16 protein-coding genes and 1 riboswitch are annotated in these 17,681 nt (G+C 70.7%); of the genes, 4 read left to right on the top strand and 12 right to left on the bottom strand.

From position 1 onward, the window contains the following. Nucleotides 1-36: 36 nt before the first annotated feature. A riboswitch (yybP-ykoY riboswitch) is annotated at nucleotides 37-170 on the bottom strand. Further along, entirely contained in the window at nucleotides 150-1,562 is a 1,413-nt protein-coding gene (locus AC07PR_RS22970) for a M16 family metallopeptidase (protein WP_495136682.1), read from the bottom strand. (Overlaps the previous riboswitch by 21 nt.) Further along, nucleotides 1,559-2,836 carry a M16 family metallopeptidase gene (locus tag AC07PR_RS22965; protein ID WP_495136681.1) on the bottom strand — a complete coding sequence of 426 codons (1,278 nt, stop codon included), beginning with the start codon at nucleotides 2,834-2,836 and terminating at the stop codon, nucleotides 1,559-1,561. The genes AC07PR_RS22970 and AC07PR_RS22965 overlap by 4 nt, the downstream gene beginning before the upstream one ends. A 199-nt stretch (nucleotides 2,837-3,035) precedes the next feature. Between AC07PR_RS22965 and AC07PR_RS22960 the strand changes: the two genes are divergently transcribed. After that, complete coding sequence (locus AC07PR_RS22960; RefSeq protein ID WP_483109320.1) at nucleotides 3,036-3,419, top strand: VOC family protein; 384 nt, start codon at nucleotides 3,036-3,038, stop codon at nucleotides 3,417-3,419. Between the two features lie 28 nt (nucleotides 3,420-3,447). Here AC07PR_RS22960 and AC07PR_RS22955 read toward each other — a convergent pair whose 3' ends face one another. Beyond that, a complete protein-coding gene (locus tag AC07PR_RS22955; protein ID WP_495136680.1) occupies nucleotides 3,448-4,755 on the bottom strand; it encodes an NAD(P)/FAD-dependent oxidoreductase in 1,308 nt (435 codons plus the stop codon). Nucleotides 4,756-4,817: 62 nt separating this feature from the next. Between AC07PR_RS22955 and AC07PR_RS22950 the strand changes: the two genes are divergently transcribed. After that, entirely contained in the window at nucleotides 4,818-5,510 is a 693-nt protein-coding gene (locus tag AC07PR_RS22950; protein ID WP_377161644.1) for a helix-turn-helix transcriptional regulator, read from the top strand. 72 nt (nucleotides 5,511-5,582) lie between these two features. Here AC07PR_RS22950 and AC07PR_RS22945 read toward each other — a convergent pair whose 3' ends face one another. Continuing rightward, nucleotides 5,583-6,677, bottom strand: coding sequence for an acyltransferase family protein (locus tag AC07PR_RS22945; protein ID WP_495136679.1), 1,095 nt, complete (start codon nucleotides 6,675-6,677; stop codon nucleotides 5,583-5,585). A gap of 168 nt (nucleotides 6,678-6,845) precedes the next feature. Further along, the gene (locus tag AC07PR_RS22940; RefSeq protein WP_483108478.1) at nucleotides 6,846-7,415 is read right to left on the bottom strand and encodes an SRPBCC family protein; all 570 of its coding nucleotides are present in this window, start codon (nucleotides 7,413-7,415) and stop codon (nucleotides 6,846-6,848) included. A 67-nt stretch (nucleotides 7,416-7,482) separates the two neighbouring features. Between AC07PR_RS22940 and AC07PR_RS22935 the strand changes: the two genes are divergently transcribed. Further along, a complete protein-coding gene (locus AC07PR_RS22935) occupies nucleotides 7,483-8,490 on the top strand; it encodes an XdhC family protein (RefSeq protein ID WP_495136678.1) in 1,008 nt (335 codons plus the stop codon). A gap of 37 nt (nucleotides 8,491-8,527) precedes the next feature. Here AC07PR_RS22935 and AC07PR_RS22930 read toward each other — a convergent pair whose 3' ends face one another. The 3 genes from AC07PR_RS22930 to AC07PR_RS22920 all read right to left on the bottom strand — a co-directional run bounded on the left by AC07PR_RS22930 (nucleotide 8,528) and on the right by AC07PR_RS22920 (nucleotide 10,957). Then, nucleotides 8,528-9,784, bottom strand: a complete 1,257-nt coding sequence (locus tag AC07PR_RS22930) for an acyl-CoA desaturase (protein ID WP_483108476.1) — start codon at nucleotides 9,782-9,784, stop codon at nucleotides 8,528-8,530. A gap of 14 nt (nucleotides 9,785-9,798) precedes the next feature. Next, complete coding sequence (locus AC07PR_RS22925; protein WP_483108475.1) at nucleotides 9,799-10,206, bottom strand: metalloregulator ArsR/SmtB family transcription factor; 408 nt, start codon at nucleotides 10,204-10,206, stop codon at nucleotides 9,799-9,801. 136 nt (nucleotides 10,207-10,342) lie between these two features. Continuing rightward, nucleotides 10,343-10,957, bottom strand: a complete 615-nt coding sequence (locus AC07PR_RS22920) for a DUF6515 family protein (RefSeq protein WP_377158518.1) — start codon at nucleotides 10,955-10,957, stop codon at nucleotides 10,343-10,345. Nucleotides 10,958-11,270: 313 nt separating this feature from the next. Between AC07PR_RS22920 and AC07PR_RS22915 the strand changes: the two genes are divergently transcribed. Then, nucleotides 11,271-11,933: a glutathione S-transferase family protein gene (locus tag AC07PR_RS22915; RefSeq protein WP_495136677.1), complete on the top strand. Its 663-nt coding sequence runs from the start codon at nucleotides 11,271-11,273 to the stop codon at nucleotides 11,931-11,933. 76 nt (nucleotides 11,934-12,009) lie between these two features. Here AC07PR_RS22915 and AC07PR_RS22910 read toward each other — a convergent pair whose 3' ends face one another. From AC07PR_RS22910 to AC07PR_RS22895, 4 genes are all read right to left on the bottom strand, one after another. Continuing rightward, nucleotides 12,010-12,894 carry a hypothetical protein gene (locus tag AC07PR_RS22910; RefSeq protein ID WP_495136676.1) on the bottom strand — a complete coding sequence of 295 codons (885 nt, stop codon included), beginning with the start codon at nucleotides 12,892-12,894 and terminating at the stop codon, nucleotides 12,010-12,012. Further along, nucleotides 12,891-15,329 (bottom strand): penicillin acylase family protein, encoded by a 2,439-nt coding sequence (locus tag AC07PR_RS22905; protein ID WP_483108472.1) that lies wholly within the window; start codon nucleotides 15,327-15,329, stop codon nucleotides 12,891-12,893. The genes AC07PR_RS22910 and AC07PR_RS22905 overlap by 4 nt, the downstream gene beginning before the upstream one ends. Further along, nucleotides 15,326-15,922, bottom strand: coding sequence for a response regulator (locus AC07PR_RS22900; protein WP_377158525.1), 597 nt, complete (start codon nucleotides 15,920-15,922; stop codon nucleotides 15,326-15,328). The genes AC07PR_RS22905 and AC07PR_RS22900 overlap by 4 nt, the downstream gene beginning before the upstream one ends. Nucleotides 15,923-16,152: 230 nt before the next feature. Further along, the gene (locus tag AC07PR_RS22895; RefSeq protein WP_495136675.1) at nucleotides 16,153-17,676 is read right to left on the bottom strand and encodes an ABC transporter substrate-binding protein; all 1,524 of its coding nucleotides are present in this window, start codon (nucleotides 17,674-17,676) and stop codon (nucleotides 16,153-16,155) included. Nucleotides 17,677-17,681: the final 5 nt, after the last annotated feature.

Here is a 17,681-nt window from a genome sequence, read left to right as displayed (position 1 = left end):
CCGGCCGCAAAGTCCGGGGACATGGTCAAAGGTCTCGCCAGGCTGGGAACCGGTGGGTTCCTGGCTACCTCGCGCCATGAGCCAAGGCTCAAGTCTGTTGACGCGGGTCTGCTGAATCGGCCCGTCGGGCGACGGGCGGGGTGCAGCGGCTACTCCCCAATGACAGCTCGCATTGTAGTCAAGGCCAGCCCAGGCCACGCGCGCTGCGCCGGCTCCGGCGACCCCGCGTCGCCCAGCAGCAGCAGATGTGTGCGGCCTTCGCGCCAGCTGGACGCCATCAGCAGCTGCAGCACCGGCGCGCTCACTGCGCGCACACGCTGCGGCCAGTGGACGCAGTCCTCGAGTTCCCCCACCGCCAGCGCCTGCGCCAGCAGCGCATCCGGCGCTTCGGTGAGCTCGAACTCCCAGTCCCCTTGTGCCAGTGCCTGCGCGAGCGCCAGGTCCTCCGGCGTCACCGCCTCGGCCGCGAGCAATGGCAGTTGCTCGCGCAACAGCGTGAGCTGCTCCGGCACCGCCGACGCCGGCAAGGTCACGCTCAGCCGCCAGCACAACGCGCCGCCGAGGGACTCCATCTCACTCTCCCACGGCCACGGCAGCCGCGCCGCGAGCCGTTGATGCATCAGCGTGCGCGCCAGCTCGCGCAAGGCGGGCGGCGTGCCGCGCGGCACCGGCGTCTGCACGATCAGCCGGCAGCCCTGCCCCTGCGGCAACGGCAGGAACTGCGCGATCGCCGGCGTGGGCGCCGCGGCGGGCAGCGCCACCGCCGGCGTCGGACCGGTCGCCGGCACCTTCGGCACGCGCCAGCCGCCCATGAAATCCTCGGCTAGCCCGCGCGCCGTCTGCAAGCTCAGGTCGCCGGTGAACAGCAGCACCGCGCGCTCCGGCCGCCAGTACTGGCGGTGGAAGGCCAGCACGTCCTCGCGGCGCAGCCGCTTCAGGCTGGCCGTGGTCTGCACCGGCTGCGCGCGGCCCCGGAACTGCCGCCGCGCCGCCCACGGCGCGAGCAGCAGCGCATCGGCGCGACGCAGCACCAGCGCATCGATGGCGCGGCTGCGAATGTGCTCGAGCGATTCGAAGGCGAGCAGCGGCCGCTGCGTCAGGTCCGCCAGCAGGTTGACCGCGTCGTCGCACTGATCGGGCAAAGCCTCCAGCACGATCTCCGCCGTCGACGGCGTCAACTCCAGCCGCAGCGGCAGGCCCAGCAGATCGCCCGCATAGGCGATGTCGGCGGATTCCATCTCCTCGCCGTCGCGCTTCGCGCCTTGCGCCAGCATCGACAACGCCACTTCCGCGAGGCCGTCCTTGCCCGCCGGGTCGCGCAGCCAGCCGCCTTCGCCAATCAGTCGGACCGCCGTGCGCGGCGCGCCGGGACGCGGCAGCACGATGACGCGCAATCCGTTCGCGAGCTTCGTCTGCTCGAGCGGCAACGGCTGCGGCGCCGGGGCCGAAGGCGCCTCGGGCGGTCGGTCGAAACCATCCTGCGCCAACGCCGGCCAGGCCGCCGATCCCGACACGATCGCCGTGCCGAGCATCAGCCCCCGGCGGCTCAGATCGACCGTCATGCGGCGACCCCCGCGGCGGCGCCGATGTCCGCCAGCAGCGTCAGCACCGGCGCCTGCACGACCTGTTTGCGCCAGAACTGCTGCACCTCGGCACCGCTCAGCTTGACCCACGTCGCCATGTCCTTGGCCGGTGCGCCGGCGTCGCCCCGCACCGCCCAGGCAGTGCCGAGCGAACGCGCCAGGCGGTCCGCGGTCCAGTCGTCCGACAAGGTCTGGCGCCGCAGCAGCGCCTTGGCCTTGTTGAGTTCCTCGTCGGTCACCGGCTCGTCGGCCAGGCGCAGCACTTCCTGCTGCAGGGCCTGCGCCACCGGCGCGGACGTCTGCCCGTGGGCCGCCAGCGCCTGCGCGACCAGCAGCCCCGCGTCCCGATGCGTGTCCAGACGCAGGCTGAGCTGATGCGCCAGCGCCTTCTCGTCGACCAGCGTGTCGATCAGCCGGCCGGAGCGACCGAGTCCAAGCAGCGCGTGGGCGAGCTGCCAGCTCGGCAAGGCCGGATCGTCGGCGCGCGGCACCTGCCAGACCAGCGCGGCGGCCGGCAGCGGCGCCTGCGCGAGCGACAGTTTCTGAGTCTGACTCTGAGGGCGGCGCGACTCGCGAACGTCGACCGGCTCGGGCGCCGTCGCGGGCGGCATCGGCGGCCGGATCGAGCCGAAGTAATGCATCACCCAGCGCGCGACGGCCGCTTCATCGAACGCGCCCGTGACGACGAGCAATGCGCGGTCGCAGCCGAAGCGGTTGGCATGGAAGGCCCGCACGGTGTCGATGTCCAGGTCCTTGAGCTGCTCCGGGTCGCCGAGCGCGCCGCGCTGGTACGGATGCGTCAGGTAGCCGTGGCGCTGGACGGCGAGGTCCAGCCGCGCATACGGATGGAGCTGCGGCGCCTGCACCGCCTGGCGCAGCTGTTGCCGCGCGGTGGCGAGCGCGTCCGGCTCCAGCCGCGGGTTGCTCATGCGTTCGGCCTCGGCCCACAGCACGCGTTCGAGCTGATGCGCGGGCACGACGGTCTGCAGCGCGGCGAAGTCCTCGTCGATCTCGAGGCCGCTTCGACCGCCGGCCGAAGCGACCAGCCGGTTGAACTGGCCGGGCTCCAGGTAACGGCTGGCGCCGGCGACGAGTCGCAGCACCAGATGCGTCATGCCGCTGCGGCCGGTGGGATCGTCGCGTCCGCCGCAACGGTAGACGACGCGCACCGCCGCCTGCGTGCTTGCGACCGGACGCGCCAGCCAGAGCAGGCCGTTGGGAAGCCGTTGCGGCTCGAGGGACGGGGCACTCATGGGCGGCAATCCTAGCTGCCAATCCGCTGTCAGCAGCCGGTCCGCATCATGGACGCGACGTCGTCCTACACGATGGCCCACCCGAATCGGGGGGCCTCGGTCAGGGCGACGGGGGAGCCGGCTCGCGCCGACGCCCCGCGCGCAGGGGACATGTGCCCCGCTGTCATCGTCCTTCCACGGAGAGCCCGCCATGAGCGCCTTGAACTTCGCCTACACGATCGTCTACGTCGAGGACGTGGGTGCGTCGCTGGACTTCTTCGAGCGCGCCTTCGGGCTCCGGCGACGTTTCCTGCACGAGTCCGGCGCCTATGGCGAGCTGGAGACCGGCGCCACGACCCTGTCGTTCGCGCGGCACGACATCGCGCGCGGCAATCTCGGCCAGGACTACCGGAAAGCCGAGGACGGCGCGCCCCTGGGCATGGAGATCGGACTCTCCACGCAGGACGTCCCCGCCGCCTACGCCCTGGCGCTGGCTGCCGGCGCGCAAGGCCTGACCCCGCCGATGACCAAGCCCTGGGGCCAGGTGGTGGCCTACGTCCGATGTCCCGACGGGACGCTGGTCGAGATCTGCACGCCCATCTGAACGCCCATCTGAACGCTGCCGACGCGTCCTACGCGTCGTCTCCAACGCCCGGGCGCGGCTCGACCACGATCCGCGCGTGGCGCTGGAAGGTGAAGTAGGCCCAGGCCCAATCCGCGAAGACGCGGACGCGGTTGCGGAAGCCGATCAGGAAGTACACGTGCACGAACAGCCAGAACAGCCACGCGGAGAAGCCGCTGAACTGGATCGTCCCCAGGTCGGCGACGGCCGCCTTGCGGCCGATCGTCGCGAGGTTGCCGTAATCGCGGTAATGGAACGGCGGCTCCGAACGCCCTTGCATCCGCGCCAGGATCTGCCGCGCGGCATGCCGGCCGGCCTGCTTCGCACCGGGGCTGACGCCGGGCACCGGCTTGCGGCTGCCGTCCTTCTCGAGGCTGGTCGCCGCGGCCATGTCGCCGACGACGTAGATCTCCGGATGGCCGGGGATGTTCATGTGCTCGTCCACGACCACGCGACCCGCGCGATCGAGCGGCACCTCCAGCGTGCGGGCCAGCGGCGACGCCGCCACCCCGGCCGCCCAGACCTTGGTCCGCGACGCGATGCGTTCCGTGCCGCCATCGGCGGTCTGGAGGTCGACGCCCGCCTCGTCGATGCCGACGACGCGGCAGCCGGTCCGCACCACCACGCCGATGCGTTCCAGCTGCGCCTGGGCCTGCGCCGACTGCGCCGGCTTGAACGCCGCCAGGATCCGGTCCGAGCCCTCGACCAGCAGCACCTGCGCGCGGCTGGGATCGATGCGGCGGAATTCGTCGCGCAGCGTGTGGCGGGCGATCTCGGCCAGCGTGCCGGCCATCTCGACACCGGTCGGCCCGCCGCCGATGACGACGAAGTTCAGCCACGGCGCGCGGCTGGCGGCATCGGGCAGTGTCTCGGCGCGCTCGAAGGCGCTCAGCAGCCGGGCCCGCAGCTGGAAGGCGTCAGCCAGCGTCTTCAGTCCGGGCGCGTGCGCCTGCCACTGGTCGTTGCCGAAGTAGCTGTGCGTGGCGCCGGCGGCCACGATCAATTGGTCATACCCCACGCGCTGGCCATCGGCGAGCACGATCTCCCGCGCGTCCTTGTGGATGGCCTCGACGTCGGCCATCAGCACCGTGAGATTGCGCTGGTGCCGCCGCATGTGGCGGATCGGCGAGGCGATCGACGGTGCGGACAGCCCTGCCGTCGCGACCTGGTACAGCAGCGGCTGGAACAGGTGGTGGTTGCTGCGATCGATCAGCGTGACGCGGACCGGCGCGCCGTCGAGGACCTTGGTGGCCTCCAGGCCGCCAAAACCGCAACCGACGATCACGACATGGGGAAGCACAACATGTGGGTCAGCCATGCGACACATCGTAGCGGGGATGACGACCTGGACAGGTCATGCCCATGGCCGACAATCATCGGATGCGCCGCGCCGACCGCCTGTTCCAGATCGTCCAACTCATCCGTGGACGCCGTCTCACGACGGCCGAGTTCCTCTCCCAGCGGCTGGAGGTGTCGATCCGCACCGTCTACCGCGACGTCGCCGCGCTGCAGCAGCAGGGCGTGCCGATCGACGGCGAGGCGGGCGTCGGTTACCGCATGCGGGTGGGCTTCGAATTGCCGCCGCTGATGTTCAGCGCCGAGGAAGCCCAGTCGCTGGTCGCCGCAGTGCGGCTGGCGCAGCCGCAGCTCGACGCGGTGCTCGGCCAGCGCGCGGAGGAGGCGCTCGGCAAGATCTTCGCGGTGCTGCCCGGCACGGCGCGCGCGGCGGCCGAAAGCCTCACCGTCTACGCGCCGCAGCGCGGCCTCGACGACGCCACCCGCGAGCGCCTCACCCACCTGCGCCAGGCCACCGAATCCCGCACCAAGCTGCGCCTGCACTATCTCGACCTCAGCGACCAGACCAGCACGCGCCTCGTGCGGCCGCTGGCCTGCTTCTTCTGGGGACCGGTGTGGACCTTCTCCGCCTGGTGCGAGTTGAGAGAGGATTTCCGCAGCTTCCGCGTCGACCGCGTGCAGCAGCTCGAGATGACGGAAGAGCGCTTCCGCGACGAGCCCGGCAAGACGCTCGCCGATCTGCAGCGGCGCGAGAACGCGCGCGAGAACTGGGCCTAGTCCGAACGGACCGGCGTCAGCGGTCCTGGATCAGCGGACAGGCATCGGCGGCTCCAACGCCGTCGAGCGGAATCAGCGGACCGCCACGCCCTGCGGCAGCACCGCGGCGCGCGGACGCCAGCGCAGCAGCGGCGCCTCGATCCAGCGATGGAAGGGCAACGCGGCCAGGTTGCTGAGGAACCAGGCGGCCACCAGCGCCAGCGGCGCGAGCGCATCCAGCATGGGGGCGGGACTCTCGGCGCGGTGCTCGTAGATCGCGTTCACGAGCAGGCAGACCGGGAAGTGCACCAGAAAGAGCGCATACGCATGACGCGCCATGGCCTGGACCGGCGCCTGTCCGCGCCGTTCGAACCATGCCGGCAGCGTGCCGCGACGCCACATCACGATGACCACGGCCGTCAGCGCGGCGACGACCAGACGCTCCCGGAACTGCAGCGCCAGCGCGACCACCATCAGGCCGCCCAGCGCCAGCAGTCCGGCGCGGCGCGCGGCCGGCGCCCAGCCCTGGCACCAGTAGAGCAGCACGCCCAGGCCATAGGCGCCGAAGAAGTAGATCGCGTAGGCGTCCATGTCGGCCATGCGGTTGAACTTCAGCAGCGACGCGGCGCACAGGGCGCCAACGACGGCCGGCGCCATCCACTGCCGCGACGCGCGCGTCAGCGGCAGGCAACGCAGGCCCCACATCACCAGCAGCAGCAGGGCGAAGAGCTGGAAGTCGATCGCCACGTACCAGGCGCCGACGGTCAGCGCCTCGACCGACATCAGGTCGTGCAGCAGCAGCGCATGGGCCAGGATCTGCGTCAGGTGGACCTGGGTCGGGACCAATTCGGGCAGCAGGGGCTGGACCAGCCAGGACGTCAGCAGCGTCAGCCCGACGGCCGCCATGAAGGGCGGCACCAGGCGCCAGTAGCGCTGCGCCAGCAGGGCCGGCGCGGAGCGGCGCAGTTGCGGCTCCTGCGCCGACAGCGCCCGCGCGCTGAGATAGCCGCCCAGGACGAGGAACACCTGCACGGCCATGCGGCCGTAGTCGTAGAGCCATCCCGACAGCAGCGGGAACAGGCCGTGCATCGCCTCGGCGATCGGTCCGTAGACCGACAGGTGATGCAGCACGATCAATTGCGCGGCGGCCGCGCGCAGCGCGTCCAGCGGGAACAGGCGAGAAGCCATCGGGGGTCGGCGGATTCGGTCGCCGACGATCCTGGGGAGCGCATTCGGCGGAAAACGAAGCGGCCACCGCGAGGTGGCCGTTGGATTGCGCCGGATTCTATAAGCAAATCAACAAGTTACATCGAGGCACAGATTCGGTGGCGGTCGCATGACGCCCGGGTGTCGCGCTCAGCGCTTGTCGCGCGGGCCCGGAGGACGCGGTTTCGGCGCGGGAAACAGCGTCCCGTTGAAGATCGCCGCGAACCAGCCGAGGTACCAGTCGACCAGCCGCTGCGGCCACGGCTTGGGCGGTGCTTTCACCGGCAGCGGGCGGTCGGAGGGATGGCGGCGCTCGACCGCGGCGGCGAAGGCGACGAGCCTCGCCCGGAGCGCCTGCAGCCCGGCAACCTTCGACGGCGTGGCGCCCTCGGCCTGGATCACGATCGCCACATGCAGCAGCGTGCGGTCGTCGCCGAGCGACTCCAACCGGAGTTGCGCCTGGCCCGTCACGGCGCCGGTGCGAGGGCCGCGCCCGTCGAAGCTCAGGCGCAGTCGGCTGGGCGCGTCGAGATCGAGCTGCAGGACACGACCGTCGAATCCCGCCAACGCCAGCGCGAACGCGCCCGGCGCATCGCCGGCCTGGAGGCGGGCGCCCTCGGGCAGGCTGTCCGCGAGCAGGGTCAGGTCGTGCAGCGTCTTCCAGGCCAGGGCCTGCGGGACGGGCAGCACGAGGTCGTCGTTGAGGGCGAGCGTGGGCATGTCGACGATTGTGAGCCTGCATGCCCGGTCCGACGCAGACGGGAGCGAAATTCGCTATGGTGCGCGGATGGACAACATGGACCTGCAGGTGCTGCGCCAAGTGCAGCAATGGATCGACGCCGACCAGCGCGTCGTGCTCGGCACCATCACGCGGACCTGGGGCTCGGCGCCGCGGCCGGTCGGATCGATCGTCGCGGTGCGGGCGGACGGGCTGATCACCGGATCGGTCTCCGGCGGCTGCATCGAGGACGACCTGGTCGCGAAGATCCGCGAGGGCGCGCTGTCCCTGGAAACGCCGGAGCTGATCCGCTACGGCGTCGGGGCGGAGGCGGCGCAGCGCTTCGGCCTGCCCTGCGGCGGCACCTTGGAGCTGATGCTGGAGCCGGTCGGCGCGCACTCGGCGATCGCGCCGCTGCTGGAGCGGCTGTCGCGCGGCGAGCGCGTGCTGCGCACGCTCGACCTGGCGACCGGCGCCGTCTCGCTCGCGGAGCCCGGCGCGCATTCGCGCGACGGCGCGGACCGGCTGGTGCGGAGCGACACCCAGCTGGTGACGCACCACGGGCCGCAATGGCGGCTGCTGATCATCGGCGCGGGGCAGATGAGCCAGTACCTGGCGCAGATGGCGTTGGCGCTCGACTACCAGGTGCAGGTCTGCGATCCGCGCGACGACTACCCGTGGACGCTGATCGCCGCGCCGCTGACGCGCGAGATGCCGGACGACGTCGTCCAGCGCCTGAAGCCCGACGGCCACACGGCGATCGTGGCGCTGACGCACGACCCCAAGCTCGACGACCTGGCGCTGATGGAGGCGCTGCGCGGGCCGGCGTTCTACGTCGGCGCGATCGGCTCGCGCGTGAACCAGGCCAAGCGCCGCGCGCGGCTGAAGGAACACTTCGACCTGACCGACGCGCAGCTCGATCGGCTGCACGGCCCGGTGGGCCTGCACATCGGCGCACGCACGCCGCCCGAGATTGCGCTGGCGATCCTGGCGCACATGACCGCGGAGCGGTATGGGGTGCAGGTCAGCAGCAGCGGGGCACCGTCGGATGGGAGCGAGGCCGGCTGCTTGCTGTGAACCAGGCGCGGCGTGGATCTGCCGGTGACTCGCCCGCTCAGGCAGGCTGCGATGCCGATCGACCGGACTCCCAGGCTGCGGCCATCGGCAGCAACGCCGCCGCCGCCCAGCTCGCCAAGGCACCTCGCGCAGCGAGGCTGACGCACAGCGCGGGCAGGCCGCGCACCACCTGGCCGGTGCTCGGGACGAGCACCTCCAGACGCGCCATCTCGCGTCGACGCTCGAAGGCCGCGCCCGACCAGGCGGTCAGCCACGCCGCCGGCATCAGCGCCGCCGGTCCTTGCAATCGGGCGCCGTCACGCGCCGCGGTTCTCAGCACGCCGCGCAATGCCGGCAGGTCGCGCCAGGCACCGAGGCCCGCCGCCGTCGCGACCGGCATTGCGTCGATCGCGCGAAGCTCGGCCCGCGGGGGCATCGCTGCCGGCAGCCGGAAGTCCCAGGCAAGGCCGAGCCGCTTCAGCAGCATCAGCATCCACCAGCCCGGATCGAACTCACCCGGATAGAGACCCAGCCGCGCGGAGCCGGGAAAGGCATGGTGGTTGTTGTGCCAGCTCTCGCCCATCGTCAGCAGCGAGGTCCACCGGATGTTGCGCCCCTGGACGGCAGCGCCCTCCACCTCGTGATGCATGCCGCCCGCGTTGTGGGCGAAATGCCCGATCAGCCAGTGCCCGACGACACCGGCGCAGATCCGCGCGCACACCCCCCAGCAGACGAATGCCCAGCCGCCCACGGCGTACAGCAGCAACGCGGGCGGCAGCTGCTGCAGCATCCAGGTGCGTTCCAGCAGGCGCAGGTAGCGGTCATCGGCGATGCGGGGTTCCAGCGCAATACGCGGCTCGCGCGCGAGCCGCAGCTCGCAATGCAGCTGCCACCAGCCGTCACGCCAGAACGAGACACCGTGACGCAGGTACGGATGGCAATCGGGCAGGCGCTGCGCGAAGTCCCGCAGTTCGTGCTGACGCAGCAGTCCCAGCGGCCCCGCGAGGCCGACCTGGACGCCGAACCAGATCAGCAGCCGCTCGAGCCAGCGCGGCGCTTGATAGCTGTCGTGGATCAGCTTGCGATGGCTGCCGAGCGAGTGGCCCAGCAAGAGCACCGTGACCGTGGCCATCACGAACATCAGCACGGCGGACCAGGACAGGAAGAACCAGACGCCGACGAGCGCGCCAGCCAGATTCGCGAGCAACCAGAGCGACTTCAGCGGCGAGTAGCGGACCTCGCCGATGAGGACGTCTTCCGGCGCATCGACATGCACGCGATGGCCGTCGAGGGATTCAGGGGCGGCGAATGGCATGGTGGTCTCCAGGATCAGCCTTTGGCGGGCTTGGCTCGTTTGGCGGCTGCAACGGTCTTGATGGCCTTCGTGACCTTCGCCGTCCTGGCGGGAGTCGATGGCGCCGCGGCCTTGGCCGCACTGGCGCGCGCCTTTGCCTCCTGCTTGAGCGGCCGGCCGACCGGGCAGACCTCCAGCGCGTAGCCGGTCAGGCTGTTGACGAGGTTGTCCGGGTTCAAGCGATACAGGACGAACTGCCCCTGGCGCTCGCTGCTGACGAGACCGGCCAACTCGAGGATGGAGAGATGACGGGAAATCGCCGGCGCGCTCATGTTGAAGCGCTCGGCGAGCGCGCTCGTGCTCAGCTCGCCGCCGGACAGATACGCCAGGATCTGGCGACGCGGCCCGGAGGCCAATGCTTCGAAGACGCGATCGAGTTGCATGCGAATCAGCTATTAAGCAATTTGTTAATAGCTTATCGCCAATACACGTCGCCTGACAAGTGGGAGATCGAAATGACGAAGGGCCAGCACGCGGCTGGCCCTTGCTCGACGTCAAAGCCCTCGCCGAGGGCGACGTTCACCGCATGCTGTATCCCCGCCCATCCATGCATGCCTCCACCGCGCGGTTGAACACGCCGGCGTCGTTCATCGACGAGGGCTGCGTCGTCGCCCAGCGGTTGCATTCCTGGCGGTCGGCTTCGGTCTGGCCGGCGGACTGTCCGTTGCGCGGATAGATGATCGGATCGGGCCGCGGTGGCGCGACAGGCGCGGGTGTCGCGGCGTCGGCACCCGGCGGCGGCGCGACGACCACGTAGCCCGGCCCCGGCGAGGCCACCGTGTAGTAGGCGCCGTTGGCGTAGTAGTACGGGTAGCCGCCGATGCGCAGCGTCACGTAGGCGCTCGGCAGGATCGGCACCACGAAGCCCAGCGGCGGCGCGATCACGCGGAAGCTCGGACCCCACGGCTGGTACCAGACGCCGCCGTGGTACCAGTAGCGGTTGCCCACGAACACCGCGCCGCCCGGCAGGCCGCGTGCGACGTAGCCCGGCGCGGGGTAGTAGTGGTCATGGTGGTAGCGGCTGTCCAGGCGCAGGCCGATGTCGACGCGCGCACCGCCGCCGTGATGTTGCGCCGACGCCAGCCCCGCGGACAGGGCCAGTGCGACGGGAATCAACCAACGAAGCTTGTTCATGCTGCTCATGATCTGCTCGCGCCGTCCAACGGCGCCCAGGAAGTCCAGATGGCTTATTCAACGCCGCAGCGCTCGGCCACGTCTACGGGAGGGCGTTTCGCCGGGGTAAAGAACCATTGCTTCCGAAGCCCCCGCGCACACCGTCATGCACACCGTCATGCACGCCGTCATGCACGCCGTCATGCCGGGTCGCGGCCGGACCCGCCGCCGGATCGGCGATGATGCCCGCCGCCTGGCGCCTCCCCCGTCATGGCACACCTCCACGAGAGATTCACGAGACATTCACGCCGCCGCCACGCGCCACCCCGACGCCATGATCGAGCTCTACTACTTCCCCAGCAACGCCAGCTTCGCGCCTCACGTCGTCCTGCATGAACTGGGCGTTCCGTTCCAGCTCCGGCTGGTCGACCGCGACAAGGACGAACACAAGTCGCCCGCGTTCCTCGCGATCAACCCGAACGGCCTGCTGCCCGCGATGCGCGACACGCGCGCAGGCGCGGACGACCTGGTGCTGTTCGAGACCGCGGCGATCCTGCTGCACCTCGCCGACACCCACCCCGACGCCGGCCTGATGCCGCCGCTCGGCAGCGCCCAGCGCGCGCAGGCCTACAAGTGGCTGATGTGGCTGACCAACACGCTGCAGCCCACCGTCATCGCCTACTACTACCCCGATCGTTTCGTCGCGCCGGGCAACACCGCCGGCAGCGCCGAGGTGAAGGCACAGGCGCAGGTCCGGGCCGGTGCGCAGCTGGATCTGCTCGCCGCCGAGTTCGAGCGCCATGGCGGCCCCTTCATGCTTGGCGAGCGCTACTCGGTGCTGGATGCCTTCGCGTTCATGCTCTGCCGCTGGACGCGCAACTTCGTCGATCCGGCGCGCAACCGCCCGGCGCTGGGCGCTTTCCTCGAACGCATGGCGCAACGCCCCGCGCTGCAGCGCGCGATCGAGACCGAGAAATTGCCGAAGCCCTGGTTCTGAGCCGATCGACGCGCATCCCGCGCGTCCCGCTCGTCCTGCTCGTCGTCGGCATGTTGCCGGCGCGTCGCCGTGTCCGTCAGCGCGGGGGCAGCGCCTGCAGGTAGTCGTAAAGCCGCTGCGCGATGGCGGCACGTTCGTCCGCCGGCCTCTCGACGACCAGCGGCGGCATCGTCGTGCCGGGGCGCACCGCGGACGGCTCAAGCAGCCAGCGCTTCCACGCCGCGGCGTCGTAGCCCTTGACGACCACGTCGAGGTCCAGCGGCATCTTGTCGCCGCCGTAGCCGCGGATGCGGTGGCAGCTCAAGCAGTACGTGCGGGCCAGGTCCGCCGCGTCGGCGTACTTCGCCGCCAGGCCGTCCGGCAACAACGCGCGCGTGGAGGACGGCCCCACGCTCACCGACGCGACCTGGTACGGCCACAGGGCGCCGCCCTCGGCCTGCAGGGCTTTCGACGAACGGTTGTCCCAGACCAGATAGAACGGGCCGAGCGGCACCTGCTTTTCGCCCTGCAGGTGGTTGTCGACCTGGAACGGCTGCCCGTCGGCACGCGCGTAGACCAGCCACGCGCGATGCTGCGCGAAGCGTTCCACCGGGATGCGCGAGACGAAACCGTCCAGCGCGCGGAACTCGAGCTCCTGCCCGGGCGCGCGCCATCCCTTGCCGAGCACCGCCGTCAGCACGGACTCCGCAGGGAAGCCGACATAGCGCACCTCGGGCATGCGGCCGTCGTGAATCAGATGGGGCTCGAGAACGGCGACCGTGACCGCCGCGCCAGTGCGCGTCGTCTTCCCGCCCGGGCCCTTGTCGACCTCCGGGCCGACGCCCTTGCCGGCTGGCGCAGCCAGTTCCCGGCCGAGGTCGGCCGGCTTCGGCAGTTCGACGGCGAGGACCGGCATCGCGGCCCACGCACCCGATATCGCGATCGCCGCGGCGATCGACTTGGCGATTCGCATCGCGTTCATGGTTTCAGGATCAGCATCCCGCGAGAGTGGGCCTGAACGTCCGTCTCGTTCAACCACTCTCGACGGTATTGGCCCTTGGCCAGCAGCTCAGCCTGATCGCTGTAATGCGCATCGGGCCAGACGCCGCTCTGGCCCACCGGATTGACGCCGAGCGCCTCCTGCGGCCGCGCGAAGTCGATCAAGCGTCGCGTCGACGGCCCGTAGACCACGCCCCATGGCGCGCTGCCGTTGCGCTGCGCGAGGTTGTTGGGCACCTCGTGCCCGCCGGGCACCGGGAACGGGCCGACGTTGAACACCCGGTCGAGCGGCTTCTGCTTGCCCAGCGGGTGTTCGTGCGTCAGCGTGTGGACGCTGTCCCAACGCCACTTCGTGCTGTCGGCGCCGAGCGTCATGGTCAGGTGCGCGACCGCCGCCTTCCAGGCGCGACGCACGATGTCGGTCTGCGTCTCGCGCTGCGGTGTCGAGCGGTCGTCCCACCACGGCGAGTCGGTGTCCGCGGTCAGCTTCGGCAGCGCCTGATCGAGCGCGCGCGTGCGGCGCAGGTTGTCGAACTGCGCGTCACCGAGCTCGTCCTTCATCGCCGCGCGCAGCAGCTCCGCCGCGAACTGCTGGAACAGCACCGGCGCCACGGCGTCGGCCTTGTAGGCGCCGTTCCAGCGCACCAGCGCCTCGACCAGCGACTGCTCCTCGGCCGAGGCCGAGCCGCGCAGCAACGGGATGATCGGCCGCAGCACGCGCGGGCCGTAGTCGGTCTGCACGTCGAGCTGCAGCGCCTGGCTGTTGTGGATGTCCCAGCGCTTGCCCTGGTTCAGCAGCGCGTCGAGCCGGATGCCCCGCTCGGCCAGGTTGTAGTAGCCCGGCACCGGCGTGTCGCCCGGTGGCTGGAAGTTGGCCGACACGATGTAGCCGCGTGCCGGATTCTCCTCGTGCGGATTCGCGGAGAACGGCAGGAAGCCGGGCTTGTCGGCCTCGTCCGTCGCGCCGTCGAGCACGAAGGTCGGATTCACGCCCTCGGGCCGCATCGGCAGCTTCGCCGCGGCCCACCAGGCGATGTCGCCGGCCGCGTTGGCCCAGACGACGTTCAGGCCCGGGGCGTGGATCAGGCTGACGGCCTCGCGCGCCCGGTCCAGCGTGTCCGCGCGGCCCAGCTTGTAGAAGCCGTCGAGCACCGGGTTCTCGGTCTCCAGGAAGGCCCACCACATCGCGACGGGGCGCTCGCCGCGGTCGCCCGGGATCGCGTCGTTGACGATCGGTCCGTGCGGCGAGCGGCGCAGTGTCAGCACCTGGTCCGGCTGCCCCTTGACCTTGAGCACCTCCTGGCGCGAGGTCATCGGCACCCAGCGGTCCTTGATCCAGACCTCGTTCGGATTCTCCGGATTGACCTTCTCGGCGATCAGGTCGACGTCGTCGTTCTGGAACATCGTCAGGCTCCAGCCGAAGCGCTGGTTGTGCCCCAGCAGCGCCATCGGATTGAGCGCGAGGTGATGCCCGTAGAGCTCGAACTGCGGCGTGCGCAGATGCGCCTCCCACCACACGGCCGGCGTCGAATAGGCGATGTGCGGATCGCCCGCCAGCAGCGGCTTGCCGCTGGCCGTGCGGCTGCCCGAGACGACCCAGGCGTTGCTGCCTTCGAACTGCGGCAGGCCGGCGAGTTCCGCGGCGCGTCCGCTGACTTCGGCCAGGCGCGCCAGCACCGGCGCCACGTCGGCGAAGCGGCGGTCCGCGCCGTCCGGCGCGCGGGGAGTTCCCGGCGCGTTCAGCGCCTGCGGCTCCAGCGCGCCTTTCGGACGCCACGCGAGATCGAAGATGCGCAGGTAGTCGGGCCCGAGCTGATCCCGCACCGCCGTCAGCGCCGGCTCGGTGCGGAAGGCCGCCGCGAAGCTGTAGGCCAGGTACCCCGCGATGCTGTAGGTGTCCGCCGCCGTGAACGGGCGCTTGGGAATGCCGAGGATCTCGAACTCCAGCGGCGCCGGCCGGGTGGCCTGGTATTGGTTGATGCCGTCCAGGTAGGCGTACAGCGCCCGGACCGCGCCCGGTTGCGCGGTGATCGCCGACGAGGCCGCGGCCAGTTCATCGGCGCGCTGCCGGATGCCGAGCGTGCGGAACAGCCGGTCGGTCTCGACCAGCTTGGGGCCCAGCACTTCCGCCAGTTCGCCGCGCGACAGCCGGCGCAGCATCTCCATCTGGAACAGCCGGTCCTGCGCATGCAGATAACCGAGGGCGCGGTAGAGGTCGTCCTCGTTGCGCGCGTCGACGTGGGGCACGCCCCATTCGTCGTAGCGGACGGTGACCGGCGCGCTCAGGCCCGAGAGCTGCAGCTCGCCGTCCCGCACCGGCAGCTTCTTGTAGACGTGCCAGGCCGCGCCGGCCGCGCCGATGGCCACGAGCACGGCGAGCGTGATCGCGCCGCGCCTGAGCCAGCGACCGACGCTCATGGGCGGACCGGTGCGCGCAGGTGGGACAGCGCCTCGACGCGCTTGATCAGCTCGCGGTCGTTCCAGGGCTTGTGGAACATGCCGTACAGCCCCTGGATCTGATGCAGTCGCGCATGCAGCTCCTCGTGGCCGGTGATGGCGATCATGGGCAGGTCCTCGGTGGCCAGCGCCCCCTGCACCGCCTTGATCAGCTCGAAGCCGTCCATGTTGGGCATCTCGAGGTCGGTGATCAGCACGCCGAAGCGGGTCTGGCCGAGCAGCTCCATCGCCTCGACGCCGTCACGCGCGGCGACCACCTCATGGCCGGCCTCGCTGAACAGCTTCAGCAGCTTGGCGCGCACCACGGCCGAATCGTCGACCACCAGCAGCGGCAGGCGCTCCGGCGCGGCGCTCGGAGCGACCGGCGCCGGCGGAGGAACGGTGGCGGCCGTCGGCGCCGGCGGCTGCGGTCGCGACACGGGCGGCGGCGGCGCGCCGAAGTCACGGTAGTCGCCGCGGCGCACCGTGATGATGATGATCAGGATGGCCAACGGGACCACGATCAGCAGCGGCAGCAGGAACGGCTGCAGGGTCTCAGGCAAATCAAACGGCATTCGTCTCTCCGACTCCTCCCCAAACCGGGCACGCTACACGGTCGAGGGGCGTCACTGTAGAGGAAAAGCCCTCTCGGTGGATGGCCGGTGGATGACGACCGACGAGCCGCCACCGCGTTCCCAGGGCCGATGCGCTCGCACCACAGCCCTTTGTGGCGCCGTCCCTGCATCAGGGGGCTTGTGTGACCTCCGGCCTGGACGCCGTCGCACCGGGCTCGCGCCGAGGCGGATCAGGCCCAGCTCAACGCCGACAGGTCGTTCGCGAACAGCGGGGTGCGTGTCCACAGGCCCTTCAGGCCGGCACGCGCGACGGTGATCCACTGCGGCTGGTACAGGAAGGCGGCGACGGCGTCTTCCGCCACCTGACGCTGCGCTTCGCCGAAGCGCTTCATCCGCTGCGCCGGCTCGGCCGCGTTCTGCATGAGTTCGTAAATCGCATTGAACTGTTCGCTGCGGTAGCCCCAGTAGTAGTCGGGCCGCGCGAAGTTGCCGAAGTCGTGCGGCTCGACATGCGAGATCACCGTCAGGTCATAGGCCTTGCTGCCGTAGACGCTGGACAGCCACTGCGCCCATTCGATCTGCTCGATCCTTGCCGTGATGCCGACGGCCGCCAGTTGCGCCGCGATCAACTCGCCGCCCTGGCGCGCGTAGGGCACCGGCGGCAGCTTGAGCGAGAGCGACAGCCCGGTGGCCTTGGCCTCGGCCAGCAGCGCCTTCGCGGCGGCGGGGTTGTAGGCGTTGATCGCGGTGCAGTCGACGTAGCCCGGCGTGTCCGGCGTGACGAAGCTGCCGATGGGCACGCCGAAGCCGTCGGCGCTTGCCTGGATGACGGCCTTGCGGTCGATGGCCATCGCGATCGCGCGACGCACGCGGACGTCGCCCAGCGGCGCGCGCTGGTGATTGATCGCCAGGATGGTCTTCGCACGCGAGGACGCGGTGATCACCTGGAAGCGCTTGGGCTGCGCCTTGAACTGCGTCATCGCGCGTGCCGCGGCGACGCGCGGGAAGAGGTCGACATCGCCCGCCAGCAGGGCCGCGACCTGCGCGGCCGGCTCGCTGATGAAGCGGAACTGCACGCGCGGGATCCGGATCGCCGCCGCGTCGCGGAAGCCCGGCCAGGCGACGACGCTCAGGCTCGCGCCGCGCTGCCATTGGGCGACGCGATAGGGCCCGGTGCCGACCGGGTTCTGCGCGTTGCCCGCGGCGCTTTTCGGCTCGACGATCACCGCCGGCGACTGGGCCAGCAATGCGGGAAGCTCAGGTTCCGGATGCTTGAGCGTCAGCACCACGGTGAGCGGATCCGGCGTGCCGATCGCGGCGATGTTCTCGAAAACGCGCCGGTCCTTGTTCAGGCTGTTCGGCGCGCCCGCGCGCTCGAAGCTGAACTTCACCGCCTTCGCGTCGAACGGCTCGCCGTTGTGGAAGCGCACGTTCGGGCGCAGCGTGAAGGTCCAGCGCTTCTGATCGGACGATACGTTCCAGCGCAGTGCCAGCAGCGGCAGCGCCGAGCCGTCCTCCGCGACCTTGGTCAGCGGCTCCATCACGTTGTAGAGCACGATCTCGCCGATCGCGGCGGCGGCACCCGTGGTCGGATCCAGGCCTGGCGGTTCGAGCGTCATGCCGAGCACGAGCGGACGCGCGGCGCTGCCCTGCGCGAGCGCCGGCAACGAAGCGCCGAGGGTCGCGCCGGCGGCGCCGAGCGACAGCAGATGAAAGCGGCGGCGGTCCAGGGCAATCTCCAGGAGGGGGTCCATGGCGG

The organism is Roseateles sp. GW821-FHT09H11 (assembly GCF_059415845.1).
Note: the sequence above shows the minus strand (reverse complement) of the source record. Positions and strands in the feature narration are given on the sequence as shown.

Coding starts and splice junctions, on each gene's coding strand:
- AC07PR_RS22915 (WP_495136677.1), top strand. CDS start 11,271: ATGATCGAGCTCTACTACTTCCCCAGCAACGCCAGCTTCGCGCCTCAC.
- AC07PR_RS22940 (WP_483108478.1), bottom strand. CDS start 7,415: ATGCCCACGCTCGCCCTCAACGACGACCTCGTGCTGCCCGTCCCGCAG.
- AC07PR_RS22935 (WP_495136678.1), top strand. CDS start 7,483: ATGGACAACATGGACCTGCAGGTGCTGCGCCAAGTGCAGCAATGGATC.
- AC07PR_RS22930 (WP_483108476.1), bottom strand. CDS start 9,784: ATGCCATTCGCCGCCCCTGAATCCCTCGACGGCCATCGCGTGCATGTC.
- AC07PR_RS22965 (WP_495136681.1), bottom strand. CDS start 2,836: ATGAGTGCCCCGTCCCTCGAGCCGCAACGGCTTCCCAACGGCCTGCTC.
- AC07PR_RS22970 (WP_495136682.1), bottom strand. CDS start 1,562: ATGACGGTCGATCTGAGCCGCCGGGGGCTGATGCTCGGCACGGCGATC.
- AC07PR_RS22910 (WP_495136676.1), bottom strand. CDS start 12,894: ATGAACGCGATGCGAATCGCCAAGTCGATCGCCGCGGCGATCGCGATA.
- AC07PR_RS22905 (WP_483108472.1), bottom strand. CDS start 15,329: ATGAGCGTCGGTCGCTGGCTCAGGCGCGGCGCGATCACGCTCGCCGTG.
- AC07PR_RS22950 (WP_377161644.1), top strand. CDS start 4,818: ATGCGCCGCGCCGACCGCCTGTTCCAGATCGTCCAACTCATCCGTGGA.
- AC07PR_RS22900 (WP_377158525.1), bottom strand. CDS start 15,922: ATGCCGTTTGATTTGCCTGAGACCCTGCAGCCGTTCCTGCTGCCGCTG.
- AC07PR_RS22925 (WP_483108475.1), bottom strand. CDS start 10,206: ATGCAACTCGATCGCGTCTTCGAAGCATTGGCCTCCGGGCCGCGTCGC.
- AC07PR_RS22945 (WP_495136679.1), bottom strand. CDS start 6,677: ATGGCTTCTCGCCTGTTCCCGCTGGACGCGCTGCGCGCGGCCGCCGCG.
- AC07PR_RS22955 (WP_495136680.1), bottom strand. CDS start 4,755: ATGGCTGACCCACATGTTGTGCTTCCCCATGTCGTGATCGTCGGTTGC.
- AC07PR_RS22895 (WP_495136675.1), bottom strand. CDS start 17,676: ATGGACCCCCTCCTGGAGATTGCCCTGGACCGCCGCCGCTTTCATCTG.
- AC07PR_RS22920 (WP_377158518.1), bottom strand. CDS start 10,957: ATGAACAAGCTTCGTTGGTTGATTCCCGTCGCACTGGCCCTGTCCGCG.